The following is a 15,631-nucleotide window of genomic DNA, read 5'->3' as shown; positions in this document are numbered from 1 at the left end:
GTCGGGAAATCCAGGTCCGGAGGTACGCCGCCGCATGCCCGTTCCGTCTAATCGGATAGCCATCCGTTTATGCTACGGTACGAGCCAGGAAACGGATGGCTATCCGATTAGGACCGGTAGGCGGAGGGCGGAGCCATGGAAAAACGGGCTGTGGTGACAGCGGGGACCGGGGGGATCGGCCTGGAGACCGCGATGGGGCTCGCGGCGATCGGTTACGCGGTGACCGTGGTGGGGCGGAACGCCGAGCGGGGCGCCCGCGCGGTCGAGCGGATCGACGCGGTGGCGACCGGTCCGGCGGCGAGGTTCGTCGCCGCGGATCTCGCCTCACTCGACGCCGTACGAGCGCTCGCGGCCGGCTTTGCCGAGGAAGGGCCACTGAAGGTTCTGGTCAACAACGTCGGGGCGATGTTCGCCGACCGGCAGCAGACGGTGGACGGAATCGAGGCGTCGTTCGCGGTGAACCACCTCTCCCCGTACCTGCTGACCGAGCTGCTGCTGGAAACGCTCCGTGCCGGAGGGCCGAGCCGGATCGTGAACATCACCTCGGGGTCGATCCGGACGGCCAAACGCTCCTTCGACGCCATCGAGCCACCGGGCGGCTACTACGGCTTCCACTGGTACGGCCGGGCGAAGCTCGCCAACCTCGCCTACACCCTGGACCTGGCGGAACGGCTGCGCGGCACCGGCATCTCGGTCTTCGCGGCCGATCCGGGTGGCGCGGCCACCGACATGACCGACGGCACCATGAGGTCGCCCAAAATCGTCTCGCCGGGGCTGCGGCTGCTCTGGCCGCTGGTCCGGCGAGTCTTCGAACGCGCCACGTCCGGTCCCGCGTCGGTGGCGGCACGGCCGTCGATCCTCGCCGCGGCCGACGCCTCGCTCGACGGGCGGACCGGCCTCGTCATCGGGCCAAGGGCACGTCCCGTCACCCCCTTCGCCCCCGCCGCCGACCCGCGAACGGCGAAGGCCGTCCTCACACTCAGCCGGCAGGCGGCCCCGCTCGCTCCACCCGCCGACGTGATCGCATGAGGTGAACCACCGCCGACGGTACGCGAACCGGAACCCGGGCGGCTCCAGCCGACGGCCGGCCTCCCGCGTCGCTCAGGAGCAGGAGGGTTTCGAATGTTCCGGTCGCTCGCGGGAGATGATCGTCGTGCGCGTGGCGGGTCGGGCGTCTCAGAGTGTTCGGGCATCTCAGAGCGTGATGATGACCTTTCCCGGAGCGTGCCCCTCCTCCTGGTATCGGACGGCCGTCTGGGTGTCCTTGAACGGGTAGCCCCGGTCGATGACCGGGGTGACCTTCCCCGCCTCGATGAGCTCGGTCAGCGTGATCAGGTTCTGCCTGTTCCCCACGCCTCGGGTCGCGTCCACGATGACCGCCCTCTGGGACACGAACGGCGAGACCGCGAGTGCCGTGAACATGTGACTCATGGGCCGCAGCCACCGGCCGGCCCGCCCGCCGATGAGGACGTAGGCCCCCTTGGGAGTCAGCGCCCGCCGGCACGCCGAGACCGAGTGGCCCCCCGCGATGTCCAGCAGGAGGTCGTAGCGCTTTCCACTGCGGGTGAAGTCCTCCTTGGAGTAGTCGATGACCTCGTCCGCGCCGAGCGACCGGACCAGGTCCATCTTCCTCGTGCTGCAGACGCCGGTGACCTCCGCGCCGAGCGCCCGGGCGATCTGCACGGCGAACGTCCCCACACCTCCCGAGGCCCCGTTGATGAGGACCTTCTGCCCCGGCTGCAGCCGTCCCTCGTCACGCAGGCCCAGCAGGGCGCTGATGCCCGCCATCGGCACCGCCGCCGCCTGCTCGTACGACAGGTTCTGAGGTTTCGGCGCGAGCCTGTCCTGCCCGACGCACACGTACTCGGCGAGGCCGCCCTGCTTGAGCAGCGCGAACACCTCGTCGCCGGGGCGGAACCCCGTCACGTTCCTGCCGACGGCCTCGACCTGCCCGGCCATGTCGGCGCCCAGGATGTCGATCTTCGGTTTGCGCAGCCCGAGGAGGCCGCCGCCCATCAGGCGCGCGGCGTAGGGCTCGCCTCTCATGATGTGCCAGTCGTAGGGCTGGACGGAGGTGGCACGCACCCGGACGAGCACCTCGTCGTCGCCGGGAACGGGCGTGTCGACGTCCGTCAGGTCGAGGACATCGGGTGAGCCGTACGAGCGCAGAACAAATGCCTTCAACGCATTCTCCTCATCCATCGCGGGTGGGTGCGGATCCGCCGGGAGCGCCGTACTCGTGGACCGATGTCGTGGCCGGCATCGGGTGAGGCGAAGGCGCCTGCCGGGTGGCATCGAGCGTGTCCCGTGCCACGAAAATCAATGTAGGAGGGCCCCGCGAAGAGCTCATCGGGCGAAAGTACGCCCGATCGATGGATGATCGGCCAGGCGATTCCGGCCCCTCACGCGCAGCCGCGCCGAGGGACCCGTCACCGCGGCGGGATCAGCTCTTGACGCGCCTGGTCTCGTAGGCCCACATCGCGATCTCGACGCGGTTGCGGGCGCCGAGCTTGGCCATCAGGCTGGCGATGTGCGTCTTGACGGTGCTGAGCGAGATGTGGAACTCGTCGGCGATCTCGTTGTTGGTCCGCCCCCGCGCCACGGTGACGAGGATCTGCTCCTCCCGGTCCGTGAGCGCCTCGATGGGTTGCGACACCGCTGAGGTGGGCCCGGTCTCGGCGAAGGCGCCGAGCAGCCGAGCGGTGATGCTCGGGGCGATGAGCGCGTCGCCGTTCGCGGCGGCGTGGATGGCCTGGGTGAGCAGGACGGTGCCCGCGTCCTTGAGCAGGAAACCCCGCGCGCCGGCCCTCAGCGCGGCGTAGACGTATTCGTCCAGGTCGAACGTGGTGATGACGACGACGGCGAGAGGATCCTCGACGGTCGGCCCGGCGAGGAGGCGGGTGGCCTGGATGCCGTCGAGACCGGGCATGCGAATGTCGAACAGGCACACGTCGGGGCGCAGGCGCCGCGCGAGTTCGACGGCTCGCCGCCCGTCGGCGGCCTCGCCGACGACGTCGATGTCCGGCTGGGCGTCGAGAATCATCGAGAGTCCGGTACGGACGATCTCCTGGTCGTCGGCGACGAGCACCCGGATGCTCATGTGACCGACCCGGTGCGGGGCAGCACGGCGGTGACGGTCCAGCCTCGGTTGGGGTTCGGGCCGGCCTCGCAGGTGCCGCCGAGCAGGTCGGCGCGTTCGATCATGCCGATGAGCCCGTACCCCGGCGGTCCTGGCGGGCGGATGGAACCGGTGTCGCCGTCGTCGCTCACCCGCAGGTGCACCGACGTGTCGTCGGCGCTGACGCGGACCGCGACGTAGGTGGCGTGACGGGCGTGCCGCCGGGCGTTGGTGACCGCCTCCTGGGCGAGGCGGTAGATCGCGGCCTCGACCGACGGGGGGAGGTCGCCGAGGTCGTCGGGGATCTCCACCTCGACGGACAGGTCGGACGAGTCCTGGCTCGCGAGTTGCCGGAGATCGGTGACACGCCGGCCGGGTGCCATGTCCGCCGGCTCGTCCCTGCGCAGGACACGGACCATGGCGCGCATCTCGGCGAGGGCGCGCGACGCCTCGGCCTCGATCACCTGGAGCGCCTCTGTCGCGGCGTTCGGCCGCGCCGCCGAGGTGGCGATGCCCGCCTGGGCGCGGATCGCCATCGCCGAGACGTGATGGGCGACGGTGTCGTGCAGGTCGCGGGCGAGCTGCTCGCGTTCGAGCAGCTTGACCTGGTCGAGCTCGCGTGCCCTCGCCCTCGCCCGATACCGGAGCGTCCCGCCCAGCGCGACGGCGGAGAACACGACGGCGAACCCGGCGATCGCGTTGGCGGGGGCGAGGCGGCCGAAGACGATCGAGAGCCCGACCGCGACGAGGATGATCGCCAACCCGATCACGACCTCGCGCCCGGACCCCCAGCGGACCAACGCGTACACCACGATCAGGAGGTACACCATCGTGTTCGTCTCCGCGGAGACGCCGCCCGTCAGCAGGGGGGCCAGGCTCGTGGTGCCGAAGACGATCGCGACCACCAGCAGCGGTCTGGTCCGGCGCCACAACAGCGTTGGGACCAGCCCGATGGTGACCGCCACCGAGAGGACCCGCGACGGAAGATCCGGTCGCAGCGCTCCTTCGAGCAGTGCGATCGGCACGAGCAGTCCCACCAGCGCCCAGTCCCGCCACACCCGCACCGGCGGGTCGGGGGGACGGGGCTCATCCCACACGGATCGCACAAGGGGGAGCACCCCATCATGGTACGAGAGGTCGTACCGATCTGGATCGGCCCAAAGTAGGAGAGAGGCGTTCACCGAAAGTTCGGCGTTCTGGCGGTTCGGCGGTTTGGTGGTCCGACGCTTTCGCGGTTCAGCGGTTCAGCGGTTCAGCGGTTCAGCGGTTCAGCGGTTCAGCGGTTCAGCGGTTCAGCGGTTCAGCGGTACGGAGGGATGGCGGTTCGGTGCTTTGGGGGTTCAGCGATTCGGAGGGGTGGCGGTCCGGCCGCCACCCCTCCTAAGGTGTTTCCCCGACTCCCCCGACGGGGTCGTCACCGCATGACCTCGTGGGAGGTCTGCGCCCGCCTCTGGGACGGGATGGTGCCGAGCGCACCGCTTTCCACGGGGAGTGTCTCGACCACCGACGCCCGCCGACGGCGGTTGGCGCGCGGGATCGCGGCGATGAACAGCGCGCCCAGCAGGGCGGGCAGGACGAACCCGTAGAAGTTCCACTCGAATCCGAGCCCGGAACCCAGCAGCCAGCCGCCCAGGAGCGGCCCGGCGATCGCACCGGCCCTGCCCACGCCGAGCGTCCAGCCGAGGGCCGAGCCCCTGCCCGCGGCCGGGTAGAAGATCGCGACGTAGCCGTTGACCAGGATCTGGGTCCCCACGCTGCCGAGTCCCGCGACGGCGACGCAGAGCATCAGCAGGCCGGTGCCGAGGTCGAAGCTCATCAGGTAGATGGACACGGTGGCGGCGAGGAAGGCGCAGACCGTGATGGCCTTGGCCCCGATCCTGTCGGCGAGGACGGACATCACGATGGTGCCGACGATCGCTCCGATGTTCAGGACGAGCAGGAATCGCAGTGAGGGGCCGAGGGGATAGCCGGCCTGGCGCATGATCTGCGGCAGCCAGGTGTTGAGACCGTAGACCAGCAGCAGGCCGCAGAAACTGGCAGCTCCGAAGAGCAGGGTGGCGGCGAGGTAGCCCCGCCGGAACGGCAGGGTGAAACCCTTCCTGTCGCGCGGCTCGCCGGGCTCACCGGCCTCACCGTGACCGTTGCCGAGGTCAAGCCCGTAGCGGGCGGCCACCGCCTCGGCCTCCGCCCGGCGTCCCCGCGCGAGCAGGTAGCTCGCCGACTCGGGAAGCAGCCAGATCGCGAGCGGCAGGATCAGCACGATGGGCGCGGCTCCGACCAGGAACATCACGCGCCAGCCGTGTTCGGCGAGAAGCGCCATCGCCACCAGCGCGGTCAGGCAACCGCCCACCGGATAACCACAGAACATGAGCGCGTTGTAGAGATTGCGCCGGTTCTTCGGGGCGTATTCGACGGTCAGAGCGATCGTCGTCGGCACGACGCCTCCGAGACCGAGGCCCGCGACGAAACGGAACAGGCCGAGGAGTTCGGGGGACGACGCCGTGGAACAGAGTGCCATCGCGACGGAGAACCACGCGATGCTGACGAGGATTATCTTGCGCCGCCCGACGACGTCGGTGATCATTCCCGCGACGACCGCGCCGATCAACATTCCGATCAGCGCGTAGCTGCCGATCGCCCCGGCCTGCGCCGGAGTGAGCGCCCATTCCTGGTTGCCGAGCAGGCTGGGAACGACCGACCCGTAGACGATCAGGTCGTAGCCGTCGAAGACGATGGTGAAGAAGCAGATGGCGACAACGGCGAGCCCGCTCCTGGGGCGCGCGGGTGACGAACGCTCGGTCGTGTGCATTGTTCACTCCGGGACGTGAGGCTCGGATATGGGCGTTGTGGCGAAATTACAACGCGTGCACGACGACGGTCCAATAAAACTTGGCACCGAAAACGATAAGGGTGTTTTAATTTCCGGTTTTCACTGTCTTTCTGTGTGTGAAAGGCGTGGTGGGCTGTAATTAATATATGGATATTGGGTTGATCGTAGATTCTGGGACTTTTGAGAGGACCGGAAGGCGAGTCGTCCCTGCCGGAGCGGCGGGCGGACCGGCGGGGTCTCCGGAAAATCTCACCACTTGTGATCGCCTTGGTGTGTCGAGGGCCGGCCGGGCGCGGCCTGTCCACCCGATGCCCGTCCGGTCGGCGTCCGCGTCCCCGTCCGGTGGCGCCCGCTCGCCCTCCGCGTCCCCGTGCCGGTGTGGGAGAAGGCGTGCTGCCCGGCCGCGCCGTCAGTTCTCGTCGGCGGGCATGGCGAGAAGTCGAATGTGTGTGGCGAGAAGTCGAATGTGTGTGGCGAGAAGTCGGACGTGCGTGGAAGGCGTGCCGGAGGCTTTGGGGGGAGGGTGTCGTGGCGCGGCCATGCCTGCTGTGCGCCCGCATCCGGCCGCACCTGTGGAGAGGGCTGTACGCCGCTCCACGGTGACCTGGTTCCTGTCTGCGGCGAAAAGAAATGAGCTGTGTGCGCCTGGAAGGTTCCAATCGGCTGAAGTCGAGAGGGATAAGTGATATAAGTATTAAAAAATCACTTATCAATAGCGATTCTGGTATACGGGATATTTGTGGTGGTATGAGAGCTTTCTTATTGTCCGTGGTGGCCGTTGGCACGCTGATCACCGTCATCGGCTGGATGGGTGCCATCGACATCCGAGACACCTTCTCCGCCTCGGCCGTGAGCCCCGCCGCGAGTGACAAGCGGGAGATCAGGAGCTTCGCGGAGGCGGGCCAGGGCGTGAGCGGCGCCTCCACGCCGGTGGACAGCGGGCTGAGCACCGCTCCCACCGCGACGGACAAGCGGGTGGTCAAGACCTCCGTGACGAAGGTCGGCGGCAAGTCCTACCTCAGGGTGCAGGTGACGAACGGGTACGGCGCCGCGAGGCGGTTCTCCGTGAAACAACGGGTCTGCCTGAAGAAGAAGTGCCGGACGGTGACGACCGCCCTGTCGGTGAACGCCGGGCGGACGGCCTGGCAGGAAACGTATCTCGGTGTCGGCAGCTACAAGAAGAGCGGCACCTTCTCCGTCTCCGCGACGAAGCCGAAGCCGAAGCCGAAGCCGGCGAAGTCCACCCCCGCACCCCGGGTGACCGTCACCGTGGGACCCACGCCCCCGGCCGTGACCACCACGATCACGGTGACCGAGACCGTAACCACCACGGTGACCGCGACCGTCACCGCCACCGCCACCGTGACGGCCACCGCCACGGTGACCGCCACACCGACGTTCACTCCTTGGCCGACGCCCACTCCCTGGCCGACACCCACCCCCACGCTGCCACCCAGCGTGGAGCCGACCGGTCCGTTCTGCGCCGCGCCCCCCAACATCTACGGGTTCACGTTCTGCCCCACGGGAAACCGGGTGTATCCGCCGGCGGACGAAGCCTGCCTGGTTTTCCGGTGCATCGAGAACTTCCGCAACGGGACGGGCTACCTGGTCATGTGCAACGACGGCACGGTGAGCATGTCGGGCGGGCTCAACGGAGTCTGCTCCCAACACGGCGGGTGGCAGCGGGACATCAACCGCAACACCGCCTGAGCCCGCGGCCACTCGTGAACGTGACGTTCAGACGCGGGGCACGACGTGGCCGAAACGGAACATCCGGGTCGGGTCGTAGTGGTCCTTGAGGGCGGCGAGCCTGCGCAGCGTCGGCTGCGGCCACGCGCGGGACAGGTCGGCGGGCGCGAGCGCCGACCCGTGGAAGTTGAGCTGCGTCCCGCCGGTCTGCCAGGGAGCGAGGGCGTCGATCACGGCACCGCCCACGGCGGGGATGACGGTGTCCAGCAGTTCCGGCACGGGAGCGCCGATCACCAGCAGGGAGAAGGCCGCGTCCCGCCCGCCCACGGCGTTCGGCAGGTGCGGCTCGCGGGCCAGCGCCCCGCCCAGGTGGCGCAGTTCCACGACGGTGAGGGGCACGTCGGCCGCCGGGCCCGCCACCGCGAGGAGTGCCTCCAGGGTCTCCTCGCCGAGCTCGCGGAGGAGGGCGCCGCGATCCCAGGCCGGCAGGGGGTCGACCGGGTCCCTGTGCACGGAGTCGATCGCGCCGAACGGCATCTGCCCGATCTCGCCGAAGATCGGCTCGGCGACGGCCCGCATCGGGGCGAGAAGGGCCTCCGCCTCCTGGGCGTCGCCGAGGTGGACGAAGCGCAGGTGGGTCACGAAACGCCCGCGCAGCGGCGGCGGGAGCTGGGGCAGCGGGGGCAGGCGCAGCATCGCCACCGAGGTGGTCGTGGTCTCCGGCAGCGTGTCGGTCCAGGTCCGGTAGGCGTGCAGGACAGCCGAGGTGTCCTCGGCGCTGAAGTAGAGGCAGCCTCCGTGCAGGGTCGACACGGGGAACAGGTCGACGACCATGGAGGTGACCACGCCGAGGCTGCCCTTGCCGCCGCGCAGCCCCCAGAACAGGTCGGGCTCCGTGTTCCGGTCCGTCACCCGGATCGTGCCGTCCGAGGTCACGACGGTGATCTCCCGTACGTGGTCGGCGGCGAAACCGAAGGTTCGTGACATGGGGCCGATGCCGCCGCCCAGCGTGTAGCCCACCGCTCCGACACCCGACGACGAGCCGCTCAGGGGGGCCAGGCCGTGCGGGGTCGCCTGCTCGATCACGTCGGCCCAGCGGGAGCCGGCGCCGATCCGCGCGCTGCGGCCGGACGGGTCGACGGTGACCTCGCGCATCCTGGAGGTGTTGATCAGCAGCGCCCCGTCGGCCGCCTGGACCGCGCCGTGGCCAGTGGCCTGTACGGCGACGGGAAGGGAGTGAGCCGCCGCGAAGCGGATCGCCGCCGCGACGTCCTCCGCGCCGGTGGCGCCCACGACGAGGGCGGGCCGGTGCAGGATCGCGGTGTTGAATCCGGCGATCTCCTCGTCGTAACCGTCCTGCCCGGGGGTCAGGACAGGGCCGACGACCTGGTGGCGCAGGGTTGCCAGCCCTCCGCCGAGGTCTTCCGCCGGGGGAAAGACGGTGGTCATGAGCGTTCTCCAGTGCTTCGTGGTGCGGGTGGGGGGCCCGGTGCCGATCGGACGGCCCCTCATTTCTCGCATCCGGCACTTGGAGATGACTGTATTACCACTGGTATCGCGGCTGCTCGGGGGTTCCGGTAGGACGAGACGGTCGTGTTCCGGTTTGGCGGCGTGCGCTCGGGGCGCTCGATCCGTGGGCGACGGAGGGCGGGTCAGGCACTCGGCCGAGGCATTACTCGACAAGGCCCAGGCGCATGCCGAGCGGGTGAAGAAGATCCACCGGCGCCCTGGGCCGTGGTGCCTTGAACACCGCGGTGTTGTGCCGGCCGAGAAGATCCGTGGTGCCTTGAACACCGCGGTGTTGTGCCGGCCGAGAAGATCCGTGGTGCCTTGAACACCGCGGTGTCGTGCCGGCCGAGAAGATCCGTGTGAGCCGATCTCCTGCCGGGTCCCCGCGCCGGTGGTCCCCCTCGGTGTCGCCCGTCGTGTTCAGTGGTCCTTTTTCCGCGTGGCGGGAGTCCGTTGATCCGCCTCGTCGGCCAGCTGATCTTCCACGATGGCGCACCAGCGATGCCATCGCGCTAGATCGAGATGCTCCTCCACATCGCCCACCCCCGCCTCGGCCATGAGCTGGTGGCTGCTCGCCGCCGCCTCGTGGGCGTTGACCAGCGCGTGGTGACCGTGATTGGCGAGTGATTCGCTAACAGCCAGATTCACGGCTATCTCTCCCATTGTCTTCGGTCGGTCAGAAAATTCGTCGCCGAGCCCCTTCCCGGTGAAGTCGCGGCTCTCCGAATCGTCGCTCATAGCTGCTGAGTGCCCCACACGCCCTAGATCTATCTGCGACCTCCCATCCGATGTGAACGATTTCCGTACGTGGGAGCCGCGCGCCGGGTCCGGAGGGTCCCAAGCCCAGGACGCGATTCGCTTACGGGCGGGTTGCAGTTGGCCGGAGAGGGTCTTCTCACCAAGATCTTTAAAATAGCCTCGGCTCAACCGGCATAAGGATCGTGGGGATGACGACGCGGCTTGATCTCTCGGTTCGCAGGCACGAAGGCGCCTCGGTGATCGTGCTCGCCGGTGAGCTGGACAAGCTGTCCAGCCCGCGGCTCCGTGATGTCCTGGTCACGCAGCTGGACGACGGGGTGGGGCACCTGATCCTCGATGTCACCGCTCTGAGATTCTGCGACTCCACCGGTCTGTGGACCATGTTGGAGCTCCAGCGGCGCGCGAGTGCGGCGGGGGGCTGCCTACGGCTGGTCGGTGTTCACGGGGTTCTGGAACGGATCCTGACGGTCACCGGCCTCGCGAGCGCGTTCTCCCTCGACCCCGACGTCCCCGCGTCACTGCGGGCCGTGACCCCGGCGGCCTCGGATGCGGAGGCCCTGCCATCTGTGCCCCCTGCGGCCCCGGACGTGGAGGTCCCACCACCCATGACCCCTGCGGCCTCGGATGCGGAGGTCCCACGGTCCGTGGACTCATCCGCCCCGGGCACGGAGCCCCCGCCATCCGCCGCCCCATCCGCACCGGACGCGGAGCCCTCCTCCGGCCCGTGCTGAGACGAGGCCCTTCATGGCGGCGGTATGGCCGGCCGCGGTGAGGACCGCCCTGTCGCCCCTGAAACCGCTCTCACCAGATCTGTTTCTCCTTCATGGCCCACCCCGGCCGCACGGTGCCGCTCCTCTCCCGCCGGATTCGGTGTCCGCGCACTTCACGGGCCGGTCGACGGGTACTACCCTGCACGAATGACGGAAGTGGAGTTGCGCGGATGGCGACCCGACGACATGCCGGTCGTGCTCGACGCGTTCGCCTCTCCGGACATGGCGGATCAGGCGGCCCGGCCCATCGACACCGCGCAGGCGGCGCTGGAGTGGATGGGGCTGTGGGGGTTTCGTGACGACGCGCGGGCGTTCGCCGTGGTCTCCAACGGCGAGGTCGTGGGAAACGTCGCGGTGAGCAACATCGACGCGCACGGCACCGGCTGGGTCTCCTACTGGACGCTCCCGCGCGCCAGGGGGCGGGGGGTCGCCGTGGCCGCCACCAGGAAGATGACCGAGTGGGCGTTCGGGGAGCGGGGCCTGTTCCGCCTGGAACTGGCACACCGGGTCGGTAACACCGCCTCCTGCGCGGTGGCGACCAGGGCCGGATTTCTGCCCGAGGGCGTCGAGCGGGCCAAGATCAGCTACGAGGGCGTCCGCTACGACGTGGAGCGGCACGCCCGCCTGGCCACCGACTGACCGATCGAGCGGCGGTCCTCGGGTACGTCGGCGGCCCCTCGATCGTTGACGAGACGGTGGTTCAGAGGCTTCTGAGACCGGCGAGGAGATCACGGAGCAGGTTCTCGCGGGGGATCGCGGACGGGGGTGCCGGGGGCCGTACGGCGATCAGGCCGCTGTCGCGCAGGTCGCCGAGGAGCACCCGGAGCACCCCGACGGCGAGGGCGGTCCGTGCGGCCAGTTCGACGACGGGGGTCGGCGCGCGGCAGGCGTTCAGGATCGCCAGGTGCTCGGGCTGCAGCCCCTGGTGGGGGTCGCCGACCGTCACCACGCCGTTCGCCGCCCGGTCACCGCGTCCGGCCGGGGGCCGCGGCCCCCGGTGGTGGTCGACCGCCACCACCACGGACATGAGGTCGAAATGGGCTCCCGTGACCCTGGTCCGGCCGCGGGTCATCGTGTAGGGGCGGATGATCGGGCCGTGCTCCCGGTCGATCGGGCGCTCCTGTGTCACGGTCCATCCTCCTGCCCGGTCTGCCCGGCGCGTCGCCGTCCGTCGGGGAGCGCTCCGGACACGCCGCTCGGGACGGCGCCTCCGCCCTCGCGGGTCTCCCGGGTTCCCGCGATCGAGTTCCCCCGGGAGGGGCGTTCCGCGGGTACGGTCTGGCGCACCCGTCTGGGCAGTTCGTCGCCCGGGGGTAACCGTTCGACCTCGACCGAGTGGATGAACCGGGGATCGGCCGGCTCGACCACCAGCTCGCCGGGGAGCAGCACGATCGCCGTGGTGCCGCCGAAGGGGGAGGGGCGCAGGAAGACGCGGATGTCGTGCCGGACGGCGAGCTGCGCGACGACGAACAGGCCGAGCCGGTCGCTGTCCGCCAGGTCGAACTCGGGCGGGTCGGCCAGCAGCGCGTTGAGCCGGGCGGTCTCCTCGGCGGAGATGCCAAGCCCTCTGTCCTCGACCTCGATGGCGTAGCCCTTCGCGACCGTGTCGCCGTGGACGCGTACGGAGGTGTGCGGGGGGGAGAACATGGCGGCGTTCTCGACCAGTTCGGCGAGGAGGTGGATCACGTCGGTGGCGACCGCGCCGACCACGGACGGGCCGTGCGGGACGCCGATCGTCACGCGCGGGTAGTCCTCGACCTCCTCGACCGCGGCGCGGACCACGTCGTAGATCGTGACCGGGTCCCGCCATCCCCGTCCTGGAGCGGCACCGGACAGGATGAGCAGGCCCTCGGAGTGGCGGCGCATCCGGGTGGTGAGGTGGTCCAGGCGGAAAAGGTCCTCAAGGGCCGCCGGGTCGTCGGTCCGCCGCTGCATGCCCTCCAGCATGGTCAACTGCCGGTACAGCAGGGACTGGCTGCGCCTGGCGAGGTTCACGAAGACCTTGTTGACGCCCTTGCGCATCCGGGCCTGGCCGACGGCGGCCTCGACCGCGGTGCGCTGTACGGAGGAGAACGCCCTGGCGACCTCGGCGACCTCGGTGGTGCCACCCGTCTTGATCTCGGGAGCCTCCGAGGAGACGTCCTCGCCCCGCCGGAGCCGCTGGACCACGTCCGGCAGCCGCTTGCCCGCGAGATCGAGCGCCGCCTGCTGGAGGCCGACGAGTTCACCGGCGAGCCTCCGGCCGAACCGTACCGAGACGAAGACGGACAGCCCGACCGCGACCAGGCCGAGCCCTCCGGCGAGACCGATCCGGACCATGATGTCCCCGGCGAGGGGCGCCGTCCGCTCGCTGATGCGCATGCCGACGTCCCCGGCCCGCCTGTCGAAGTCGTCGGAGAGCCGTCCGGCGACGCCGGCCCAGGCGGGTTCGGGCACGGCCGACGCGACGACGGCTTCCTCGATCCTCTCGAACGAGGAGTGGTCGGAGGAGTCGCGCAGCGGGGTGTAGAGCGACTGGAACTCCGGGTCGAGCTGGTCGAAGCCCATGGAGTAGAGGAGCCTGCGGCCGGTGACCAGCTGACCGAACCTCGCGCGTTCCCCGGGGCTCATGGTCCCCTCGACGGCGGCTCCCGATATCAGCGCGGCCTGCTGGCTGAGCATCTCGCGGCTCCGCCCGACCATGACGACGGCCCGCGTCTGGTCGGTCAGCTCCATGTCGGCGGATATCCGGATCTTCTCGTAGGTGTCGAAGGCGGCCGCGATGATCCCGCTGTAGGCGTCGAGGACCCGCAACCGGGGCTCGGTACGGGTGTCGACTCCTCTGCGGATCTCGGGGAGCCGGTTCAGCGAGGCGAGGAGCCCGCTCAGGCGGTCCCAGGTGGCGGGGGTGACGTCGGGACGGGCTTCGGCGGTGAGTTGTTCCAGCTCGGCTCGGGCGCCGTTCGTCCGCAGGCGCTGGGCGTCCAGTTGCGAGCGCGGGACGCCGACGTCTCCCAGGACGGAGAGCGACAGCATCCGCTCGTGCTGGAGCGCGGTGGTCACCTTCCTGGTGGGTACGACCACGTGCTCGTAACCGCTACGGATCTTGAGTAACTCATGCCCGTCCTGCACCGTGAGGCTGGCCGCAAATACCCAAATCACTACAAGGGATATAATAGGTACCAAGAGTAAGGCGAAAATCTTTACCCTGATTGAGTATTTTCGGCTGGCCATAATACCTCGCACACCTTGAGATGCGTGGTTAACAATGGCCAAACATAGCAATGTGGGTCACTTGGGACCAGGCGTGCACGTGAGTCACGTTGAGATGATTTATCACGTTACGTTGGTCCGGAACCACGAGCACCTCATGGTCGGCCCGGAATCACGAGTCCCTCATGAGTGTCTCTGAGATGGTCGAACAGGAGGGGGCCGACGATGCGGAAGATCGCGGACCTGATCGAAACCGAGGCCGAGCGCGCCGACCGGGCGGCGCTGGCCCGCGGCGGCGAGCTGGCGAGGGCGGGAGCGGTGCAGCTGGTCAGGTTCGGACCGCCGCGGGTGACCGCCGAGGTGGACGACGGCGCCGCGTGCGTCGACTTCCGGCTCGTCGACGAGACCCTCCGCTGGCACTGCAGCTGTCCCGAGGGCAGGCAGGGTGTCTTCTGCGCCCACTGCGTGGCGACGGCTCAGTCGGTCAGGATCAGGACGGACAAGAAGGAATCTCCCGTCGCGCCGTCGGCGACGGCCTCGGAGAGAACGGTGAGAATCGCGTCGTAGGCCGGGCGGTCCTCCGCCCGGAGCGTCGACGGCTCCGACCAGATCAGCACGTGCTCGCCCGGTGGCAGCCACGACAGGTCGGTCAGCACGTCGTAGAGCGCGTCGAGGTTGTGCCCGAAGGTGCCCGGCAGGTCGAGGGCCTCGGCGATCGTGTCCATCGCCTCGGCCGAAGTGGTGATCTTCACGCCGTCCAGCGGGTGCGGCGTGGCGCCGCCGAGCATGGACCGGACCTCCGTGGCCGGCCCATGGCGAAACGTTCCCCTGGACACCGTGGTCATCGTCGCCCCCCGCGGGTGACGGCGGGCATGTCCGTGCGGTCGCCGGTCTCGTGGGCGGCGCCTTTGGTCACCATCGGCCATGCCCCCTGAGCTGCGTGGTCGGCACTGTCTCTGGGAGATCTCACCCCGCCGAACTACCCGCGCGCGAACCCGCGAAAACGGGGTGACGGGCGTGTCTTCGCTGCTCACGGCCTGGTTGAGCATCTGCCCGGCGAGCCGCTCGTCGCTTGGCGTGCACGTCTGCCCGGCGAGCCGCTCGTCGCTTGGCGTGCACGTCTGCCTGGCGAGCCGCTCGTCGCTTGGCCGAGCGGCTGGCGGGGGAGGTGGCCGCGGGGCGTCTCGATCACAGTCGGGGTGATCATCGGGGACCGACTTGCATGGCTCTATTGCACGCGGAGCCCTGAAGTCGTCACAATCGCGCCCATGCACGGCAACTCAGTGCCGGACTCCTACGTATATGTCACCGAAGAAGGCGTGGCCCGTCACTACGAGGACGGCAGCGTTGACGCCCTCGCGTGGGAGGACGTCGTCGAGGTGCGGATAGTGGGCGATACGGACCCGGACGGCTCAGACGACTCGGACATTCTGTACATCCTTCTCGATCGACAAGGTCAGGGGTGTGTGGTGCCCCACTCGGCGACCGATGCGACCTTCCTCGCCCGTCTTCGATATCTCCCGGATTTCGACCTCGACCGGCTCGGCGCGGCGGTGGAGTCCGCGCCCGACGATTATGTCGTCGTATGGCGCAGTCCAGAACCACCTTCTGCTCTCCCGGATTTTGAATACGACTGATTCCCTCATTGCTCCCAAATGCAGCGGCCAAACTTACACGTTTGGATCGTTCCGTCAAGATGCCATCTCTGCCGTACTTCGGCCAATAGTGGACAGTGGTCGGTATTCCCCTACTCAATGGTGATCA

15 protein-coding genes are annotated in these 15,631 nt (G+C 69.1%); 6 read left to right on the top strand and 9 right to left on the bottom strand.

The window, feature by feature from the left end; all coding sequences use genetic code 11:
- The first annotated feature begins 135 nt into the window (after nt 1-135).
- Complete coding sequence (locus ABZ664_RS26140) at nt 136-1,029, top strand: SDR family NAD(P)-dependent oxidoreductase (RefSeq protein ID WP_362515227.1); 894 nt, start codon at nt 136-138, stop codon at nt 1,027-1,029.
- A 165-nt stretch (nt 1,030-1,194) separates the two neighbouring features.
- Here ABZ664_RS26140 and ABZ664_RS26135 read toward each other — a convergent pair whose 3' ends face one another.
- The 4 genes from ABZ664_RS26135 to ABZ664_RS26120 form a co-directional block, all read right to left on the bottom strand.
- Complete coding sequence (locus ABZ664_RS26135) at nt 1,195-2,184, bottom strand: NAD(P)-dependent alcohol dehydrogenase (protein WP_362515225.1); 990 nt, start codon at nt 2,182-2,184, stop codon at nt 1,195-1,197.
- Nucleotides 2,185-2,443: 259 nt separating this feature from the next.
- The gene (locus tag ABZ664_RS26130) at nt 2,444-3,100 is read right to left on the bottom strand and encodes a response regulator transcription factor (protein ID WP_362515223.1); all 657 of its coding nucleotides are present in this window, start codon (nt 3,098-3,100) and stop codon (nt 2,444-2,446) included.
- The gene (locus ABZ664_RS26125) at nt 3,097-4,236 is read right to left on the bottom strand and encodes a sensor histidine kinase (RefSeq protein WP_362515221.1); all 1,140 of its coding nucleotides are present in this window, start codon (nt 4,234-4,236) and stop codon (nt 3,097-3,099) included. Before ABZ664_RS26125 ends, ABZ664_RS26130 begins: the two co-directional genes overlap by 4 nt.
- A 296-nt stretch (nt 4,237-4,532) precedes the next feature.
- Entirely contained in the window at nt 4,533-5,927 is a 1,395-nt protein-coding gene (locus tag ABZ664_RS26120) for an aromatic acid/H+ symport family MFS transporter (RefSeq protein WP_362515219.1), read from the bottom strand.
- Between the two features lie 789 nt (nt 5,928-6,716).
- Here ABZ664_RS26120 and ABZ664_RS26115 point away from each other — a divergent pair.
- Nucleotides 6,717-7,658, top strand: a complete 942-nt coding sequence (locus tag ABZ664_RS26115) for a hypothetical protein (RefSeq protein ID WP_362515217.1) — start codon at nt 6,717-6,719, stop codon at nt 7,656-7,658.
- Between the two features lie 27 nt (nt 7,659-7,685).
- Here the strand turns inward: ABZ664_RS26115 and ABZ664_RS26110 are convergent, their stop codons facing one another.
- Together ABZ664_RS26110 and ABZ664_RS26105 are read right to left on the bottom strand one after the other, a co-directional pair.
- A complete protein-coding gene (locus ABZ664_RS26110; RefSeq protein ID WP_362515215.1) occupies nt 7,686-9,086 on the bottom strand; it encodes an FAD-binding oxidoreductase in 1,401 nt (466 codons plus the stop codon).
- A gap of 480 nt (nt 9,087-9,566) precedes the next feature.
- Nucleotides 9,567-9,884, bottom strand: coding sequence for a hypothetical protein (locus tag ABZ664_RS26105; protein WP_362515212.1), 318 nt, complete (start codon nt 9,882-9,884; stop codon nt 9,567-9,569).
- A gap of 209 nt (nt 9,885-10,093) precedes the next feature.
- Between ABZ664_RS26105 and ABZ664_RS26100 the strand changes: the two genes are divergently transcribed.
- Nucleotides 10,094-10,636 carry an anti-sigma factor antagonist gene (locus ABZ664_RS26100; RefSeq protein WP_362515208.1) on the top strand — a complete coding sequence of 181 codons (543 nt, stop codon included), beginning with the start codon at nt 10,094-10,096 and terminating at the stop codon, nt 10,634-10,636.
- Nucleotides 10,637-10,822: 186 nt separating this feature from the next.
- Nucleotides 10,823-11,314, top strand: coding sequence for a GNAT family protein (locus ABZ664_RS26095; protein ID WP_362515205.1), 492 nt, complete (start codon nt 10,823-10,825; stop codon nt 11,312-11,314).
- 61 nt (nt 11,315-11,375) lie between these two features.
- On the opposite strand, the gene ABZ664_RS26090 is transcribed toward ABZ664_RS26095, so the two are convergent.
- Nucleotides 11,376-11,804 (bottom strand): DUF742 domain-containing protein, encoded by a 429-nt coding sequence (locus ABZ664_RS26090; protein ID WP_362515201.1) that lies wholly within the window; start codon nt 11,802-11,804, stop codon nt 11,376-11,378.
- Entirely contained in the window at nt 11,801-13,816 is a 2,016-nt protein-coding gene (locus tag ABZ664_RS26085) for a nitrate- and nitrite sensing domain-containing protein (protein ID WP_362515198.1), read from the bottom strand. Before ABZ664_RS26085 ends, ABZ664_RS26090 begins: the two co-directional genes overlap by 4 nt.
- A 276-nt stretch (nt 13,817-14,092) precedes the next feature.
- On the opposite strand from ABZ664_RS26085, the gene ABZ664_RS26080 reads away from it, so the two are divergent.
- Nucleotides 14,093-14,434: a hypothetical protein gene (locus ABZ664_RS26080; protein ID WP_362515195.1), complete on the top strand. Its 342-nt coding sequence runs from the start codon at nt 14,093-14,095 to the stop codon at nt 14,432-14,434.
- On the opposite strand, the gene ABZ664_RS26075 is transcribed toward ABZ664_RS26080, so the two are convergent.
- Nucleotides 14,344-14,655, bottom strand: coding sequence for a barstar family protein (locus ABZ664_RS26075; protein WP_362515191.1), 312 nt, complete (start codon nt 14,653-14,655; stop codon nt 14,344-14,346). The genes ABZ664_RS26080 and ABZ664_RS26075 overlap by 91 nt on opposite strands.
- Before the next feature lie 480 nt (nt 14,656-15,135).
- On the opposite strand from ABZ664_RS26075, the gene ABZ664_RS26070 reads away from it, so the two are divergent.
- Nucleotides 15,136-15,504 (top strand): hypothetical protein, encoded by a 369-nt coding sequence (locus tag ABZ664_RS26070; protein ID WP_362515187.1) that lies wholly within the window; start codon nt 15,136-15,138, stop codon nt 15,502-15,504.
- The last annotated feature ends 127 nt before the right edge of the window (nt 15,505-15,631 follow it).

This window comes from Streptosporangium sp. NPDC006930 (genome assembly GCF_040635605.1).
Lineage (GTDB): Bacteria > Actinomycetota > Actinomycetes > Streptosporangiales > Streptosporangiaceae > Streptosporangium.
Note: the sequence above shows the minus strand (reverse complement) of the source record. Positions and strands in the feature narration are given on the sequence as shown.

What these genes read in the sequence shown, in the direction of transcription:
- ABZ664_RS26070 (WP_362515187.1), top strand. Translation starts at nt 15,136, where the DNA reads ATGCACGGCAACTCAGTGCCGGACTCCTACGTATATGTCACCGAAGAA.
- ABZ664_RS26080 (WP_362515195.1), top strand. Translation starts at nt 14,093, where the DNA reads ATGCGGAAGATCGCGGACCTGATCGAAACCGAGGCCGAGCGCGCCGAC.
- ABZ664_RS26095 (WP_362515205.1), top strand. Translation starts at nt 10,823, where the DNA reads ATGACGGAAGTGGAGTTGCGCGGATGGCGACCCGACGACATGCCGGTC.
- ABZ664_RS26130 (WP_362515223.1), bottom strand. Translation starts at nt 3,100, where the DNA reads ATGAGCATCCGGGTGCTCGTCGCCGACGACCAGGAGATCGTCCGTACC.
- ABZ664_RS26100 (WP_362515208.1), top strand. Translation starts at nt 10,094, where the DNA reads ATGACGACGCGGCTTGATCTCTCGGTTCGCAGGCACGAAGGCGCCTCG.
- ABZ664_RS26105 (WP_362515212.1), bottom strand. Translation starts at nt 9,884, where the DNA reads ATGAGCGACGATTCGGAGAGCCGCGACTTCACCGGGAAGGGGCTCGGC.
- ABZ664_RS26110 (WP_362515215.1), bottom strand. Translation starts at nt 9,086, where the DNA reads ATGACCACCGTCTTTCCCCCGGCGGAAGACCTCGGCGGAGGGCTGGCA.
- ABZ664_RS26120 (WP_362515219.1), bottom strand. Translation starts at nt 5,927, where the DNA reads ATGCACACGACCGAGCGTTCGTCACCCGCGCGCCCCAGGAGCGGGCTC.
- ABZ664_RS26075 (WP_362515191.1), bottom strand. Translation starts at nt 14,655, where the DNA reads ATGCTCGGCGGCGCCACGCCGCACCCGCTGGACGGCGTGAAGATCACC.
- ABZ664_RS26140 (WP_362515227.1), top strand. Translation starts at nt 136, where the DNA reads ATGGAAAAACGGGCTGTGGTGACAGCGGGGACCGGGGGGATCGGCCTG.